This window comes from Pelosinus propionicus DSM 13327, from assembly GCF_900114615.1.
Taxonomy (GTDB): domain Bacteria; phylum Bacillota; class Negativicutes; order DSM-13327; family DSM-13327; genus Pelosinus; species Pelosinus propionicus.
The window spans coordinates 23,341-40,322 of the sequence record NZ_FOTS01000045.1; the positions used below are offsets into that span (position 1 = coordinate 23,341).

The 16,982-nt window shown below is 40.4% G+C and carries 13 protein-coding genes and 1 pseudogene; 6 read left to right on the forward strand and 8 right to left on the reverse strand.

Annotated elements, in window-relative coordinates:
- The first annotated feature begins 81 nt into the window (after positions 1-81).
- On the forward strand, positions 82-1,131 hold the full coding sequence (cobT, locus tag BMZ99_RS19635) for a nicotinate-nucleotide--dimethylbenzimidazole phosphoribosyltransferase (RefSeq protein WP_090941516.1): 1,050 nt from the start codon (positions 82-84) through the stop codon (positions 1,129-1,131).
- A gap of 35 nt (positions 1,132-1,166) precedes the next feature.
- On the forward strand, positions 1,167-2,264 hold the full coding sequence (locus BMZ99_RS19640; protein WP_090941519.1) for a nicotinate-nucleotide--dimethylbenzimidazole phosphoribosyltransferase: 1,098 nt from the start codon (positions 1,167-1,169) through the stop codon (positions 2,262-2,264).
- A gap of 273 nt (positions 2,265-2,537) precedes the next feature.
- Here BMZ99_RS19640 and BMZ99_RS27530 read toward each other — a convergent pair.
- The 4 genes and pseudogenes from BMZ99_RS27530 to pgm all read right to left on the reverse strand — a co-directional run bounded on the left by BMZ99_RS27530 (position 2,538) and on the right by pgm (position 8,017).
- Positions 2,538-3,590 (reverse strand): annotated as a pseudogene (locus tag BMZ99_RS27530) (PocR ligand-binding domain-containing protein).
- A gap of 144 nt (positions 3,591-3,734) precedes the next feature.
- Positions 3,735-4,550 (reverse strand): ethanolamine utilization protein EutJ, encoded by an 816-nt coding sequence (eutJ, locus tag BMZ99_RS19650; protein WP_090941522.1) that lies wholly within the window; start codon positions 4,548-4,550, stop codon positions 3,735-3,737.
- 402 nt (positions 4,551-4,952) lie between these two features.
- Entirely contained in the window at positions 4,953-6,236 is a 1,284-nt protein-coding gene (locus BMZ99_RS19660) for a purple acid phosphatase family protein (protein ID WP_090941523.1), read from the reverse strand.
- A gap of 128 nt (positions 6,237-6,364) precedes the next feature.
- Positions 6,365-8,017, reverse strand: a complete 1,653-nt coding sequence (gene pgm / locus BMZ99_RS19665) for a phosphoglucomutase (alpha-D-glucose-1,6-bisphosphate-dependent) (protein ID WP_090941524.1) — start codon at positions 8,015-8,017, stop codon at positions 6,365-6,367.
- A 344-nt stretch (positions 8,018-8,361) separates the two neighbouring features.
- Between pgm and BMZ99_RS19670 the strand changes: the two genes are divergently transcribed.
- From BMZ99_RS19670 to BMZ99_RS19685, 4 genes are read left to right on the forward strand one after another with little or no spacing between them, the layout of a single operon-like run.
- Entirely contained in the window at positions 8,362-9,087 is a 726-nt protein-coding gene (locus BMZ99_RS19670) for an amino acid ABC transporter ATP-binding protein (protein ID WP_090941525.1), read from the forward strand.
- A 41-nt stretch (positions 9,088-9,128) separates the two neighbouring features.
- Complete coding sequence (locus BMZ99_RS19675; RefSeq protein WP_090941526.1) at positions 9,129-9,947, forward strand: transporter substrate-binding domain-containing protein; 819 nt, start codon at positions 9,129-9,131, stop codon at positions 9,945-9,947.
- Complete coding sequence (locus tag BMZ99_RS19680; RefSeq protein ID WP_090941527.1) at positions 9,947-10,618, forward strand: amino acid ABC transporter permease; 672 nt, start codon at positions 9,947-9,949, stop codon at positions 10,616-10,618. Before BMZ99_RS19675 ends, BMZ99_RS19680 begins: the two co-directional genes overlap by 1 nt.
- Complete coding sequence (locus BMZ99_RS19685; RefSeq protein ID WP_090941530.1) at positions 10,615-11,265, forward strand: amino acid ABC transporter permease; 651 nt, start codon at positions 10,615-10,617, stop codon at positions 11,263-11,265. The genes BMZ99_RS19680 and BMZ99_RS19685 overlap by 4 nt, the downstream gene beginning before the upstream one ends.
- A gap of 61 nt (positions 11,266-11,326) precedes the next feature.
- Here the strand turns inward: BMZ99_RS19685 and BMZ99_RS19690 are convergent, their stop codons facing one another.
- The 4 genes from BMZ99_RS19690 to BMZ99_RS19705 all read right to left on the reverse strand — a co-directional run.
- The gene (locus tag BMZ99_RS19690; protein WP_090941533.1) at positions 11,327-13,378 is read right to left on the reverse strand and encodes a cache domain-containing protein; all 2,052 of its coding nucleotides are present in this window, start codon (positions 13,376-13,378) and stop codon (positions 11,327-11,329) included.
- A 143-nt stretch (positions 13,379-13,521) separates the two neighbouring features.
- On the reverse strand, positions 13,522-14,010 hold the full coding sequence (gene thiW, locus BMZ99_RS19695) for an energy coupling factor transporter S component ThiW (protein WP_090941552.1): 489 nt from the start codon (positions 14,008-14,010) through the stop codon (positions 13,522-13,524).
- A 12-nt stretch (positions 14,011-14,022) separates the two neighbouring features.
- Positions 14,023-15,741, reverse strand: a complete 1,719-nt coding sequence (locus BMZ99_RS19700; protein WP_090941571.1) for an ABC transporter ATP-binding protein/permease — start codon at positions 15,739-15,741, stop codon at positions 14,023-14,025.
- Positions 15,742-16,169: 428 nt separating this feature from the next.
- Positions 16,170-16,982 (reverse strand): IS4 family transposase (locus BMZ99_RS19705; RefSeq protein ID WP_139214804.1); only part of this gene is annotated, 813 nt, incomplete at its 5' end.

Genomic DNA, 16,982 nt, shown 5'->3' on the forward strand with positions numbered 1-16,982 from the left:
AGTCTTATGGCTTTTTTGGTATTCATTTCCGAAAAAGCTCTTTTTTCTGCATTAGTGGTGACAAAGACAATGGAGGTTACAATGAGTTTATTATTCGAAACATGTTCGCAGATTTTCCCTTTAGATCAAAAAGTTATGGAATCCGTTCAATCACGATTAGACACATTAATTAAACCCCAAGACAGTCTTGGCCGTCTGGAAGAGATGGTAAAGCAATACGCTGGTATTCGAAAAGAAGAAGTTCCTACAGCGCCTCACACATGCATGGTTATCGCTTGTGCCGATCACGGTGTAGCACGCAACCAAATCAGTGCCTATCCCGTAGAAACGACACTGCAAATGACAAAAAATTATGTGGGTGCTAAAGGTGCCAGTGCTAATGCTTTTGCAAACTTCAGTGGTGCCGATATGGTCGTAGTGGATGCAGGTGTTGCTGCTGACCTATCTGATACGGAAGGACTATGGCATCGTAAAATTGCCTATGGCACAAACGACTTTACACAAGGTCCAGCTATGACACGTGAAGAAGCTATTCAAGCCCTTGAGATTGGAATCGAAATTGTGAATGAAAAAGTGCGTGCTGGATACAACTGTTTCAGTCTGGGTGAAATGGGTATCGGCAATACAACTTCCAGCGCAGCGATTGCAGCAACCTTTACCAATATTACTCCCGAGCAAGCTACAGGTCGCGGCACTGGCATTTCAGACAGCCGTCTTGCCTTTAAGATCGATATTGTACGCCAGGCACTTACTGTGAATCAGCCAAATCCTCAAGATGGACTGGATGTTCTGGCAAAAATCGGAGGTTTTGAAACAGGGGTTCTGGCAGGAGTTATACTAGGTGCTGCTGCAAATCGCTGCGCAGTTGTCATTGATGGTCTTAATACAACTGCCGCTGCGCTAATTGCCAACGCTCTTCACCCCATAGTCCCCCACTATCTTATGCCTTCTCATTTATCCGGTGAACCTGCACATCGTATTGCCCTAAAGCTTCTTGGACTGGAAGCATGCATTGATATGGGAATTCGGTTAGGAGAAGCAATTGGTGCGTCTATCGTCGTCGATATGCTGGGTGCTTCTATTAAAATGCTGGCTGGCATGACTCCCTATGAAGATTCTGCTGGTAAATAAGAAGCATAATTTGTTGATAACAGGAGGTTCCACTTATGATGCAAGATACGATTTCCTTAATTAAACCACTTGATACAATCGCAATGGATAAATGCCAGATACGCCTAGATAATTTAACAAAACCTCTGAACAGTTTATATTCCTTTGAACATCTGGCACGTCAGCTGTCCGGTATTACTTACAATCCCAGACCCCGCAGCCTAAAGAAAAGTATTATTATCATGGCAGCAGATCATGGCGTAGCAGCCGAAGAACCTTGCGTTTTTTCGAAACAAGAAGTAATTCTTCAAAAAATTCATAACATATCACGAGGCAGCGCCGCAGTCAACATTTTTGCTGATCATGTTGCTGCAGATTTAGTCCTTGTAGATATGGGCATTATAGCCAACATCCCCCCTCTCCCTTTAGTACGAAATGAAAAAATCGCCTCTGGAACGAAAAACATAACCCAAGGTCCTGCGATGACTCGGGAAGAAGCAATAAAAGCAATCGAGATTGGCATTCGAGTCGCTTCTGAAACGATTAAAAAAGGTTCTCAGGTCCTAGGATTAGGTGAAGTGGGAGTCGCCAATGCAATTTCCAGTACAGCGATCATTGCCTGCTACAGTCAACGTCCGCTGACTGAGTTGGTAGGAAAGACTGCAGATTCTTCCATCGATTTTTTAGATAAAAAGATTTCCTTCATCCGCCGCGCCATTACCGTGAATACTCCAAACATTGACGATCCTATTGATGTTTTAAGTAAACTAGGTGGTTATGAAACTGCCGGACTGGTTGGAATTATACTAGGTGCAGCCTCAGGCGGAGCAGCCATTGTCTTAGATGGTCTTGCGACCAGCACTGCTGCCTTGCTTGCAGTGAAATTAGCTCCTCAAGTTAAAGACTATCTCATTGGTTCTCATTTTCCACCGGAACCTGCACATAAAGCCAGCCTTGACTTAATCGGCATTCCTGCCTACCTTCATCTCAACATCTCCTCAGGAGAAGGAGTCGGTGCTGCATTGGGACTGTCCTTACTCAATGCTTCACTGCATGTTTTAAATGATATGAAAACTTTTGGCGAGGCAGAGGTCTCTGTCGCTCATGACGGACCGGGCGCCCTTAAACAAGATAAGAATGTAAAAGATGAATAAACAAAGTGATGGCAGCAGTTCATAAGAAACTGCTGCCATCACTTTGTTTATTCATCTTTTCTCTGTGTTCTCTGCGCATCTCCTCACTTTTTATCTCTTTTCATTGCTACTATAGAGCATTGCCTAGGCACAGCTACACAGTTTTGCAAAAATTCGAATGCAAGCCCATTAATCTCTGCAACAATGAGATACGCTTCCACTTAGCAAATTCCAAGTATAAACTAATTTTCTCTTCTTAAAAAAGTAGGTCGTAACCTAGCCTCAAATCAGTAACTACTGCCTATCATTTGCTAAAGCATATAATTCCTCTGCCATGCCAGTTACTTCTTCAATGCTAGCAGTGACTTCCTCAATGGCAGCAGCCTGCTGCTCTACAGTTAAGCTGGTAGCGCTTCCCATTGCAACGGTCTTATCTACCGATTGCTGAATAATGGTAGTAAATTCCCTAATCTTACCTACTGTCTGCTTTGAATCCCCTGAGAGCTTCCTGATTTCCTGTGCCACCACACCAAAACCAAGACCTGCTTCACCAGCTCTTGCAGCCTCAATTGCTGCATTTAAGCCTAGCAAGCGAGTTTCATCAGCAATTTCTTTAATAAAATCCATCACTTCATTAATTTGCCCTGATACTATATTTACGTTATTTATTTCTGCATTCAGAGAACTTTGATTCGCACTAACATCGCTTGCAGAAGCTGCCAGTTCTTCCATTGTCGCTGATATTTGAATCACACTCTCATTAATAATGCCAGCCATATTTCTTAACTTGCTTTGTTGATATCACATTTTCGATAGGGTATTGGCAACTAGATATAAGACATGCGCAGCAGCCTCCACACTTTTTCTAGGAACTTGCTTGATTTCACTTAACGATTTCATATATTCATCAGGATTTACGCCAATGTCTTGGGCAATCTGACGAAATTTGCCTTCATCCGGAGAAGACGTCAAAACCTGCCCACCTAGCATCGTTCCAATTTGCTTTCCCTCCAATATAATAGGAGCTGCAAAATCAACTAAACCAGCATGACAGTCATAAATCGCCGGCTTACCTGTCCTAGCAGATTCTTCACCGCCTTTACTGTCACATTCCATACAGCGTTTGTTCCCAACCTTTGATTCTCGCGTATGTGTCATACAAAATATTGTGAAATTACTTGGATTCGTGACGGGTTTCCCCTCAATATCAACCGCAATACTGGCTACCCCTACAGCTTCGGCAAAGTTATCCTGAAAGGTCTGCAAAAACTTTACATCAATAATATCTACTAACTTGACCTTATTCAAATCTTCTAAAGGCTGCTTTACTACTGTCACCTTGGTCATGGATCCTGCCTCCATTTTTTTGCTTTTTCAGACTTCTAACTAATGATAATCTTCGCTAAAGGTGACAGAGGCTCCTTGGGAATTTTCCATCATCATCATTGCATATTTTTGTCATTTCTTATTTTTTTGTAATATTATGTCGTTTTAACCAAATATAGCAATTCCTAATGGTGTAACTAATAAAGGGTGAGGAGGGACATGCACTTTACGTCCAAAGGCTTTGCTGAATTCTTCACCAAAACCAGTCAGATAAGCCGTACCGCCTACTACGTATACGGGGTAATCCTGATACTCATCATACCCCGCCAGCATGTTCTCAACGATCATCGCCATTTTTTCAATAACAGGCAAAACAACTGGCATGATGCGCCGATGCTGGGATACATCTTTTTTAAGAACTTCCGCTTCCTCATAAGTGATTTTATATGCTCCAGATAACACCAGCGATATGTGGGTACCTCCTGTTGCCTCATCAGCGGTGAAAACTAAATCTCCATTCTTCAACACAGCAATCCCTGTAGTCCCTCCACCAATATCCACTACAATACCATGATTAATATTTAGCGCTTTCGCTGCCGCCACAGGTTCATCCACCTGGCAAATGGGTTCAATCCCCGCCCCTGCAATAATATGTCCGCAAGCCTGGGCATTTCGCCCTACTGTACCTGGCGGAATGGCTGTTGCACCTTTCTCTAGCGTAATACCCATAATTTTTTCTACTTCAGCCTTTAATTGTTCAACAATTGTCGTCGCTCCCCTAAAATCAACAACCAAACCGTCTTTCACCACCGATGCCCAGCACAGGCTTCCAGCTACAGGATTCCCCTGGCTGTCAGTCACAACCAGCACCACGTCAGCCGTTCCCAAATCGACTCCCACTTTATAAGGTCCTGGTAAATCAGCCGCCGTTCCTGTTTCGATCAAGTGATGCAATTGATGAATTTTTTCATATGCTTCCATACTTGTCCTCCCTATCGCTATTGCCAAAGGCAATTATATGCTCTTCTTAACTTAACTTGCTGACTAAGTCTCTCTTTATGATTATCCAAATCTTAATTTATATCCTGCTCCAAAACACTTAATAGAATGCCCACTTCTTTTACTATCTTGCTCAAATTATTATAAAACACTGGCATCCCCTTAAAACATCTAAAACAATCGAACCACAAAGGCGCAAAGGACATAAAGGGCTTATTTTTATATCTATTTTTTGTGTTCTCCTTTGTGTACCGCAGTAGCGGCATTGTGGTCTTTGTGGTTCATAGATTTTAATATTTTCACCATAAAAATTATATATTCCAGTACTAAAATTAATAAAGAACCAGAATCTCACAAAGAAATTTTGGTTCTTTACATCATGCATTATTTGAATTCCATATTTTTATCAATGGACCAAGCATCAATTAATGCACCGCTTTGCTTATATGCTTTTACATGTAGAATTTGATTTTTTATTTCCACTACAAGATAATTGGGTTCATCCAGGGGATTATAAAAAAATGAATTCCACTCACTTGCTGCCGTATCATTGTAAGTCTTGGTACCGCTTCGACCAGTCGTTACATAGATTGTGCCCTTGCCTGGGCTGCCTACCACTTGATCATTATATATAGGATAGGTACGGGCATAATCATGTTCATGACCGGAAAAGACCACATCTACATGATATTTATCTAAGATAGGTACAAAAGCTCTTTTAACACTGGAATTAGCGCCTCCCACCTTGTTATGATACGGTGGCCTATGTAAAAAAACGATTTTCCACTTTTTATTTGTAGCTGCCAGATCCTGCTCTAACCAATTTTTCTGGCTTTCTAGTATTTGAGGAACAAATTGAACTTGTTCACCGATTTGACTGTCTAACATAACGAAATGTACATCCCCATAGTCAAAAGAATAGACTTGCCTTCTAAGACTTTCAGGACCATTAACAGGAACTTTAAGTTGAGCCGTAAATAATACAGGCTGTGAGAAGCGGCGCTCTGGTGTATAGTTCTCATGGTTACCCGTCAAAGGCATTGCTGGAATCCGATCAATGACCCCTTGACTTGCCTTAAACCATGCATCCCATTGGGCATAATCCTGCCCTACATCGACTAAATCTCCCACATTAGTAAAAAATGACACATCTTGATTAGCCTTAAATGCCTGCTGCAAAGTAGTACGCCAAACATCATAGTTAATACTTTGAGAATCGCCAAATACCAAAAATTTAAAACCATCATTTTTTGCTGAAGGTGTAGAAAAATTTCGAATTTCTCCCCACCCACTGCCTTCCCTAATTTGATATACATAACGCTTACCTGGCTTTAAACCCATTAACGTAACCGAATGGATATTCATATTTCCCAGGTTCGTAGCTACTCTCTCTACCGTAGCGTCCAAAGTTTGGGCATTATAAGGAAAAGACTTAGTAAATTCGCTTTGGGCATAACGCACCTGACCGGAAAGTTCCGTTTCCTCTGTCCTCCATGTAATCGTCTGGGTTGTTTTGGGATCGGACTCCCACGTAAGCGTAACATGGTCTACCTCAGCAGCTGCTGATAATGGCTGCCCTAGAAATGGCACTAGAGAAGAAGCTATGAGAAGAACAATTGCTGTAAAAGAGATACCAATACTTTGAAACAACTTCTTTTTGTGCAACATGCTGTCTCTCCTTTGTCCAAATATATGTGATTGCTGCGTTCCGCTCACAATGGCAGAACGTCAAGCGTACTTCCTGGCGAAGACCTATCATGTTTCAATATTTTTCTATTGACCTGCAAGATATGTATTCAAACGCCATTTGCCCTAAAGGCTTCATTAACGATATTTTTTGCCTCTTCTTGAATTTGTTTGAGATGACCTTCCCCTTTAAAACTTTCGGCATATATTTTGTACACTTCTTCTGTCCCAGATGGTCTAGCAGCAAACCAGCCATTCTCGGTGCAAACCTTTAATCCACCTATATCAGCTTGATTACTAGGTGCCTTAGTCAGCTTTGCCATAATGTTTTCTCCTGCTAATGTTTTTGCTTTGACTTGTTCTGGAGAGAGCTTCGACAAAATAGTTTTCTGCTGCGTATTGGCGATAGCATCGATACGTGCATATACGGGTGCTCCAAACTTTTTACTTAAATCCTGATAATGCTGTCCTGGATCTCGGCCAGTTTTTGCAGTAATCTCTGCAGCTAATAGACAAAGAATAATACCATCCTTATCGGTTGTCCAGACGGTCCCATCCTTTCTAAGAAAAGATGCTCCAGCACTTTCTTCACCGCCAAAGCCAAAAGAGCCATCCACGAGTCCGTCAACAAACCATTTAAACCCCACTGGCACTTCAGCAAGTCTTTTCCCTAGGCTGGCAGCAATACGATCAATCATCGACGAACTAACCAATGTTTTACCAATCGCAGCATCTTTACGCCATCCATTACGTTCTTGAAACAAATACGAAATAGCTACAGAAAGATAGTGATTGGGATTCATTAAACCAACACTGGGAGTAACGATACCGTGACGATCAAAATCTGGATCATTACCAAAAGCGAGATCATATTTTTCTTTTAAATCAATGAGTCCGGCCATCGCATAAGGAGAAGAACAATCCATACGAATTTTCCCATCTGCATCCACATTCATAAAACTAAAAGTTGGATCAGAATACCCATTGATTACATCAATGTCAAGACCATAGGTTTCTGCGATGGGTGCCCAATAACCAAGACCAGCACCACCTAGAGCATCAGCTCCCAGTTTCAAACCGGAGGTCTTTATCACATCCATATCAATTACCTGCTCTAGATCATTCACATACGGCGTAATAAAATCATATTCATGTACATAAGATGTTTTTAATGCTTTTTCATAAGGCATACGTTTAATTGTTTTATTTCCCTCGAGTAATAATTGATTGGCCTTATCGGCAATCCACTTGGTAATATGCGTATCTGCCGGTCCGCCATTAGGAGGATTATACTTAATGCCGCCATTATCCGGCGGGTTATGAGAAGGCGTAATGACAATACCATCGGCCAGCCCTTCTTTTCTGCCTTTATTATATTTGAGAATTGCATGAGAAATGGCCGGTGTAGGAGTATAATTCATATCTTTAGCAATGAAGGTTTCCATGTTATTAGCCGCTAAAACCTCTATTGCCGAGATAAAAGCAGGTTCAGACAAGGCATGGGTATCAAAGCCAATAAACAGCGGACCGGTAATATTTTTGACTTTGCGATAGCAGCAAATCGCCTGAGTAATCCCAAGAATATGCTGTTCATTAAAACCAGAATGCAGTGAATTTCCTCGATGCCCCGAAGTTCCAAAAACAACTCCCTGTCCTGGAATATTGACATCGGGAATATTCGTATAATAGGCACTAACTAAACGCGGAATATTGACCAGTATACTTTTAGAAGCCTTTTTTCCCGCCATGGAGTGAATCGCCATAGATAGATGCACCTCACAATTCATTTTATATTATTTCTACATCCTATGTGACTGTCTATGTATTACTACATTCCCCAGTCACTGCAAAATACCCTGCCGATGGCCTTACCTGTAAGGAATTTTTTTACATCCTGATCTCCACAGTTTTTCTTTATGCACTTCAAGACATTATGTAGTTATGTTTCTCCTCAAAAAACATTTTCTGATTTAGGTAATGACAACGCTTATTTTTAATGTTATACTGTAACTACAAATTTCATAAACATATTGGCAATGACGCCGTGCACTTATAGGGATACCTATGAGGGCACGGCTTTGATTTGTTTCAAGAAAGGGGGTATTTGATGATTAAAGTACAAGGAGTCAATAAATTTTTTGGTCCATTGCATGTGTTAAAGGATATTCATCTCAACGTAGACAGCGGTGAAAAAGTCGTTGTCATCGGTCCAAGCGGTTCTGGAAAGAGCACCTTAATCCGCTGCATGAACTTGCTAGAAACGCCAAGCACAGGTCAAATCGTGATTGACGGCGTAGACATTACCGCTCCTAAAGCACCGATTACTAAGGTTAGGGAGTCTGTAGCAATGGTCTTTCAACAGTTCAATCTATATCCTCACAAGACGGTGCTGGAAAACTTAACATTAGCACCAACCCTCATTAAAAAAATTTCCCGTGATGAAGCAAGTGAATCAGGTCTCGCCTTTTTGGAACGAGTCGGCTTGCGAGAAAAAGCAGATGCCTATCCGGCACAGCTCTCCGGCGGACAACAGCAACGGGTTGCCATTGCTCGCGCTCTTAACATGCGTCCAACGGTTATGCTCTTTGATGAACCAACCTCTGCTCTTGATCCTGAAATGATACAAGAAGTACTGGATGTAATGGTCGATCTGGCAAAAGAAGGGATTACCATGGTCGTTGTGACTCATGAAATGGGTTTTGCTAAGCAAGTCGCGGATCAAGTTATTTTTATGGATGGAGGCAAAATACTTGAAAAAGGCTCTCCAGAGCATTTCTTTACAAACCCGGAACACGATCGCACGAAATTATTTTTAAGCCGCATACTTCGATAATATGGAATAGATTCATAATAAATATATGGAGGTTAATACAAATGAAAAAATTATATGTTCTTATTGTTAGTTTGATGATGTTCGTTGCCCTAGCAGTTTCTGGTTGTGGCAGTGCAACAGATTCCAAGCCTGCAGCAGGTGGAACCGCTACAGCTCCTGAGGTCAAAGCGATACAAGATCGTGGAACCTTAAAAGTTGGCGTTAAGGTTGATGTACCTAAATTTGGTTTTAAAGATCCTAAAACGGGGCAAATTGACGGTTTTGAAATCGACTTAACAAGAGCATTGGCTAAGAAAATTCTTGGCGATGAGAAAAAATTTGAAGCGCAAGGGGTTACTGCCAAAACTCGCGGTCCTTTGCTCGATAATGGTGAAGTAGACTTAGTCATTGCAACTTTTACAATTACCGAAGAACGTAAACAAAGTTACAATTTCTCCGATCCTTATTTCACTGATGGCGTTGCTTTAATGGTCAAGAAAGATTCCGGCATTACCGATCTTAAGGGATTAGCAGATAAAACGATTGGTGTTGCACAAAGTGCTACCAGTAAAAAAGCCATTCAAGAAGCGGCAGACAAACAAGGTATTAAGGTTAAATTCTTAGAGTTTGGTACGTATCCAGAAATTAAAACAGCTCTTGACTCTGGCCGTATTAATTGTTTTAGTGTTGATGGTGCTATTTTATATGGCTACTTAGATGATACTACTGTAATCTTAAATGATCGTTTCACTCCGCAAGAATATGGAGTAGCAAGCAAAAAAGCCAACGCAGGATTAGCTAAAATCGTAAACGATACCATAAACGATATGAAGAAATCAGGCGAATTAGATAAGCTGATGCAAAAATGGGGACTTAAATAGTGCCAGGACCTTTTGCTGGATTTAAGTGGTTAGCGCTGATGAATGATTGGTCTGTCTTTGCCGAAGGTTTTGTTCAGACCATTCTTTTATCAGCCCTAGGACTAACGTTGGCTTTAGGCCTAGGAATTTTCTTTGGTCTTTTAGGTACATCACATGTAAAACTATTTAAGCTACTCAATCGCGTTTATGTAGAATTTATTCAAAATACACCTCTGGTTATTCAAATTTTCTTTTTATACCATGGCTTACCCCATCTAGGAATTATGTTGCCTGTCTTTGTAGTAGGAGTATTGGGAGTGGGTGTTTACCATGGTGCTTATATTGCAGAAGTTATTCGTGCTGGTGTAGAATCTGTACCAAAAGGACAATTGGAAGCAGCCTATTCCCAAGGATTCTCCTATTGGGGTGCGATGATTCATATCGTTTTGCCCCAAGCCAAACGTATTTCTTATCCCCCACTGACTAACCAAGCTGTAAATTTAATCAAAAATACTTCTGTATTAGCTATGGTTGCAGGCGGCGAACTGATGTATCATGCAGATTCTTGGTCAAGTAATAACCTTTACTACGGCCCTTCTTATGTAGTCACCGGTTTACTGTATCTCTCATTATGTTTTCCATTAGCTACTTATGCTAAACGCATGGAACGCAAATTGGAGGTGTCGTCATGATTGAGGAATTATTACAATTGGAACTGCTTAGTTTTCTCGGCGCTGGTCTCTTAACTACACTACAAATCGCAATCAGTTCTATTGTTTTGAGCATGATTTTAGGTACCATCTTAGGCATAGCCCGGCATTCTAATCATACTCCCCTCAGTCAGGCAGCTTCCTTTTATGTCGAAGTCGTACGAAATACCCCTTTATTATTATTTATTTTGGCTGTTCGCTTCATGACAAAACTTCCTCCTATTTATGCCGGTATTGTTGCCATGACGATCTTTACTACGGCCATGATTGCTGAAATTGTTCGCGGTGGTTTGAATTCCGTAGGCAAAGGGCAATGGGAAGCAGCTAAATCCCAAGGATTTACCTATACACAAACATTAATTTATGTTGTGTTACCGCAAGCACTGCGAAATACAATACCTCCTCTAGTCTCCCAATTTACAACGGTCATTAAGGATACTTCGCTTGTCTGGGCAGTGGGTATTGAGGATCTAACAGGAAAGGGTATGATCATCATGGGGCAATATGGTACCACTGCACAAGTCTTTACTATTTTCGCCACCATAGCGATAATCTATTTTGTCTTTAATTATGCTCTTTCTATCTTGGCCCGTCAACAACAGCGGCGCTTATCACTAAGAAGCTATTAATTGCAAATCAAAACAAAAAAAATGATACCTCCCTAAAAAGCATTCGGGAGGTATCATTTTTTTATTTCTCTTTCATTACATCACCAATTTGAATGCATAAAACCGTCACATCATCCCAGCGAACGCCTTCTTCACCTATCTGCTTTATCGCTTTGACCAACTGCTTATAATCAGCATTCAGTGAAATGGTCTTTCCTGCCATCAGACGATCCGCTATACCGTCACTATAGAAACAAAAGAGATTCCCTTTTTCTATAGGCAGATAACAAACTTCATACTCAGGTGAGGCACTCACACCTAAAAATAAACCCGGTGTTTTAATTCGTCCCTGTACCTCAGCAGAGTCAGCAATAAATTCAGTAATACCTGCTGCAACGTAACGCAGCTCCTGTTTTACAAAATCCAACTCAAAGAAAAATGCTGCCACCATCACATCATTGCCAAAATAATTATTTACTCGACGATTCAGTTCTAACATCCGATCGGAAAGGGAAAGGGGCAGGTGCATAATTTCCTGCAGCATAAGGTTCAGCGCCGCTGCTTGCAGGGCACTTGCTACCCCATGTCCCGTAACATCAATGATGTAACCAAATAAAGAATCCTCGTTCAGCCAGCGGTAGCCGCATGAATCTCCACTGACTAACATATAAGGTTCATATATAATTTCCAAACTCAAACGTGATTCCTTAAGATCGTCAGGCAGCATGGCCCGCTGCTGCTGACCAGCCTTAGTTAGCTCCTTATAAAATTTTTCACGCATATGTTGTTCTTCTTGCGTCTTTTCTGCTAGATTCTGAGTTCGCTCAATTACTCGTGCTTCTAAATTACCGACTAAATCGAGAAGGTCTTCAGCCATCCTATTAAAGGAGCGGCTAAGCTGTCCCAGCTCATCTTGCCGTTCCGTATCAGGAACCGGATACAAACGTCCCTGAGCGAGTTCCTGAGCAGATTGATTCAGTCTTAGGATTGGACGCGTCACCCAACCTGCAGTCCAAACTGCTAAACCAAAAACAGCAATCATAATAAAAAAAACGCCTACTGCTGTTTGGTGCAAATTCTTCCAAATATTTTCCATGAAATCTTCATCTGCTAAAACAACATATATTTTCCATGAAAGTCCATTTTCTTCATAGGAATCGACACTTACAGAATAGAAGTGATCATCTAGGCTGATACGAAAGGAAGAATCTTTACCATCCAAAAATGATTTTACAGCTGCCTTTAGCACCGGATCGCTACAAGCATCAGCCTTTATTCTCTCAGTTCTTCCATTTACAATTTCAAATGGCTCCGTAAGCACTGAGGCAGCAACAATCATACCATCCTTATCTACAACAAAGACTTGTCCGGAAGCTCCTAATGATAAGTCTCGAAGCATATTTCCCAACCAGGATAAAAGATAATCAACACCAAATACCCCTACTAACTGCCCCTCTTCATTAAATATAGGATATGTAGCAGTAATTGTAGGTTCATGAAATACAAAATGACGGTAAACTTCACTGAAAACTGGCTTTCTCGCTTCTTGAGCAGCTTGATACCAAGGGCGTGTACGTGGATCAAACGTCGGAAAAACGTCTTCAAGCTGTACTCCATCCCCTTGTTCAGAAACGCTATAATACCAAGATGCACCACCTGTCTCCAGATTATTTCTCACCACTTGAAACTCGCTTGCTTTCTTGCGGCGTGCACCGTAAAACTCCCCATCAGCTAAGCCAATATACGTCATGGCTGCATCGGGAAAAACTTTAAGATGATTTACAAATTGCCGCTCTCGTCCAACTGTATCCGAAAATACAAGAAGTCCTGCATACCAAGCCTTCACATTCAGTTCATTGAGATGCAAAGGATCCTCCATATGTCTTTTTAATTGCTCATGGACATGTCCTAATATTTGCTGCCTCATCTCCCCTAATACAGATCCTACGGCTTCTTGTCCACCTTGGAACAAGAGAAATCCAATTAAACAAGTCACAGTAAGAAACTGCAGCATAAACGGCAGGGAAAATACAAGCCGTAAAGAAAACCGCCCAGCTATGCGTTGAGACCAATATCTGACAGTCATCTTTTTATTATCCTTTTGAACTGATTTTTGCCAAGTAGCGTGATTCATTCCTTTCCCTCACATTCCTAAGCAATTCGCTTGCCTATTACTCTATATTCCCCTTTCTTTTTTTACAGCAAAACTCCTGCAAAGTATAAGCAGCTTTACAGGAGTTTTTTGTCATCTATTGTCTTTTTATATATTTTTGTGTCCTATCCTACTCTTCCATGTAAGAATGATTTAATTGGAGTATGGTACAGTGCATAAGCGATCAAACTGCCTCCGGTGGTACTAACCAGAAAAGGAAGTACAAAGAAAAAAGCGCCTACCTCAGAACCAATGATATATTTTGCTATAGGAAAGGCCACAAGGCTTCCTACTATTCCAGTACCCAAAATCTCACCGAAGATTGCACCCGCAATGTGATTGGTCTTCTTATACAAAATCCCTGCCAATGCGGCTCCAAAAATACTTCCTGGAAAGGCCAGCAGCGATCCGGTGCCGAGAATATTGCGCAATAAAGAAATGCTAAAGGCAGCACTGACAGAATAACGCGTTCCCAAAAGCACTGCTAATAAAACATTAATCGCGTGCTGTACTGGAAAACACTTTGCAATACCAATTGGAATATATACTAAATGTGCAGAAAAAACGCCAATTGCTATAAATAAGGCTGTAAAAGTTAATTTTCGAATTTCCATGTTTTCCTCCATTTATTCAAAGCGCCAGCCGCCCGTATCATCAATTATCAGTTTATGCTTGTGATAGTTCACTAAGGTGTTGCGATGCCCAACACTAATAATCGTTGTATTCTTAAGCTGTGAATGCAGCAATTGATATAAATGAGCCTCTGTTATTTCATCAATTGCTGACGTTGCTTCATCAAGAAATAACCAATCTGGCCTTTGGAGAATAGCCCGTACAAAGGCAATCCGCTGCTGTTCACCGAAAGATAGAACATGAGACCAATCCTCAACTTGATCAAGTTTATCAGCAAGTTCTTCTAATTTGCAGAGCTCCATAATGCCGCGAATTTCTTCATCCGTAGCAAAATCCTCTTTATAAGGATACAATACAGAATCTCGTAAGGTTCCAAGAGGTAAATAGGATCTCTGGGGCAAAAATAAAAGTCTTTGTTCTGCTGGAATACGAACACTGCCTTGCCCAAATGGCCAAATGCCGGCTAATGTACGCATGAGAGTGCTTTTCCCGCAGCCAGATGGCCCCATAATCAGTAAAGAATCCCCCTGATGAATGGTTAAATGTAAATCCTTGAGCAGTTCTTCCCCATTGGGCAAATCAATCTGCAGCTGTTGCACATGTAAGGATGTTTCACCTGCATAGGTTACATCAATTACTTTCTGATCTGCAATATGTTCTACGCGATGCATGGCATGATTAAAGCCTAGTAAACGTTTAACGACTGACTGCCACTGAGCCAGACTGGAGTAACTCTCAATAAAAAACGATAATGAATCTTGCACTTTGCCAAAAGCCGAATTGATCTGCATTAAGCCCCCTAGCTGAATCTGATTGCTAAAATATCTCGGAGCAGCAACAACTAAAGGGAAAACAATAGCGATTTGTCCATAACCAGACGTGAACCAAGTCAGTTTCTTCTGCCGCAGCATTACTGCTTTAAAATTTTCAAATACCATCTGAAAACGCTCTGTCAATTTCATTTGCTCTTGTACTTCCCCACCATATAGAGCAATGCTTTCACTGTTTTCTCGCAAGCGAATTAGACTAAAACGAAAATCAGCTTCATAACGCTGCTGGCTAAAATTAAGATTCACCAGCGGTTTACCGATTTTAACGGTTAACCAGTTGCCAGCTATCGAATAAATAATAGCAACCCAAAACATATAACCTGGGATAGTAATTTCCGTCTGCCCTATAGGGATGGTCAAGGAACCTGAAAGATTCCATAAAATAAACATAAATGAAAATAAGGTCACGGCAGCTTTCAAGAATCCGACAGAAAGACCTAGCGCCAAATTAACAAAGAGCTTCAAGTCCTCACTAATTCGCTGGTCAGGATTATCTGTATTATTATCTAAAAGCTGCATTTGATAATAAGCCTGTTTATGCAGCCAGGTTTGCAGATATTCTTGTGTAAGCCAACGGCGCCATTTTAACTCGAGAAATTGCTGCATATAGAGCACATAAACAGCTACGATGATATGACAAGCTGCTAAAATACAAAAGGTGCCAATAGCACTCACAAAACCATCTTTATCATGATTCTGCAATGTATTATAAAAGGTATTACTCCATTCATTCAACAGTACCAATATGTAAACTTGTCCTAGGTTAAGAGCAACAATAACTGCTAAGAGCATTCTTGCCTTCCATTTTTCCTCTGAAAACCAATACGCCTTGGTAATTTGCCACATTCCTTGCATAAAATTGCGATTATATACGTTTATCATCAAAACTGTCCTTTCTGTTCCATATTATTACTGCTTTTCTTAATCTTTCTCGTTTTCTCGAAAATTATCGAAATTCCTTTTAATTCTCGATAAAAAAACTGACATCCTATAAAAAAGATGTCAGCCTGCTTCCTGCTCGGGACTCAACATAGATTCACCTCATCATTCACCGCAATTAGATTAGGAGGGGTACGCTTTTCTAATACTGCAATTACGTTAATTACGGCGGTATTTCCCATGCGAATATTTGACTCATTGCAGGTCCCCCCCCAAGTCAATGTCATTAAGTTAAGTAGTTAAGAGCAGGTTAATGTATCAAAAAATGGTGAACGCTATGATAAGTGTTCACCATTTTTATGATTTAAACATACCAAAAGCAGATGGCGTTATAAGCCATCTGTACAACAAGCAGATATGAAGAGTTGTTGTTAAGAAATTCTATATGCAAACCCGACAGCCTTTTTAATATTTTGATATCTTTCAACTACTCTGCCAGGACGTATTGGAGACATAAATTTTTGAACAATTTTCAAAAGACTTTTTTCAGAAATTTTGCCCTTGAAATACTGATAACAAAAACGTATCGCTTTAGCGAAATTGATTCTTTTATCTTTTGGATGTTCTACTTGATAGGATATTAAAGCTGCAAAATTGTACATAATTAACTTTGAAAAAATTTCTTGAAGTACAAAATCTTGCTTTTTACTATGAATGCTGGCTAATCCAACATCATATTTTAATTCTTTGAATGAAGTTTCGATACCCCATCGCATTTTATATAATTCTTTCAAAACTTTAGCAGGAAATTCATTCGCAGGTAAATTTGTGAATAACGTTTCATAAGTGGTATCTGAAATTTTAAATCGAACAATTCTAAATTTCAAATCATACATCTTGTTTTCTTTAGGCAGTAAGTAATCAAACGTTGTATGAGGTTGAATCCAACGATATCTATCAGGATTTTCTTTAATCAATGCTATTGTATCTTTCGTTTTTCTCCGAGTAAGGGTGATGGTGGTTTCTTTATCGAATTCATCACTATCAGGAGTTTCATATTTAATACCGTAGGATTCTTTTGAACGTATAATATAATTCCAATTCTTTTCTTGAAAATGAGCAATATTATTAAAAGATTCGTATCCTCTATCAGCTATAACAATAACACTTCCAGTTGCTTCAGATTTTTCAATCATTGATACCAGAGCCTTATGTTCATTCATACCTTTTTTACTTTGTATTGA

Excerpts from the sequence above, each read along its gene's own strand:
- BMZ99_RS19660 (WP_090941523.1), bottom strand. The coding sequence starts at position 6,236 with ATGTTGCACAAAAAGAAGTTGTTTCAAAGTATTGGTATCTCTTTTACA.
- cobT (WP_090941516.1), top strand. The coding sequence starts at position 82 with ATGAGTTTATTATTCGAAACATGTTCGCAGATTTTCCCTTTAGATCAA.
- BMZ99_RS19670 (WP_090941525.1), top strand. The coding sequence starts at position 8,362 with ATGATTAAAGTACAAGGAGTCAATAAATTTTTTGGTCCATTGCATGTG.
- pgm (WP_090941524.1), bottom strand. The coding sequence starts at position 8,017 with ATGGCGATTCACTCCATGGCGGGAAAAAAGGCTTCTAAAAGTATACTG.
- BMZ99_RS19685 (WP_090941530.1), top strand. The coding sequence starts at position 10,615 with ATGATTGAGGAATTATTACAATTGGAACTGCTTAGTTTTCTCGGCGCT.
- BMZ99_RS19690 (WP_090941533.1), bottom strand. The coding sequence starts at position 13,378 with ATGAATCACGCTACTTGGCAAAAATCAGTTCAAAAGGATAATAAAAAG.
- BMZ99_RS19700 (WP_090941571.1), bottom strand. The coding sequence starts at position 15,741 with ATGATAAACGTATATAATCGCAATTTTATGCAAGGAATGTGGCAAATT.
- thiW (WP_090941552.1), bottom strand. The coding sequence starts at position 14,010 with ATGGAAATTCGAAAATTAACTTTTACAGCCTTATTTATAGCAATTGGC.
- BMZ99_RS19640 (WP_090941519.1), top strand. The coding sequence starts at position 1,167 with ATGATGCAAGATACGATTTCCTTAATTAAACCACTTGATACAATCGCA.
- eutJ (WP_090941522.1), bottom strand. The coding sequence starts at position 4,550 with ATGGAAGCATATGAAAAAATTCATCAATTGCATCACTTGATCGAAACA.
- BMZ99_RS19675 (WP_090941526.1), top strand. The coding sequence starts at position 9,129 with ATGAAAAAATTATATGTTCTTATTGTTAGTTTGATGATGTTCGTTGCC.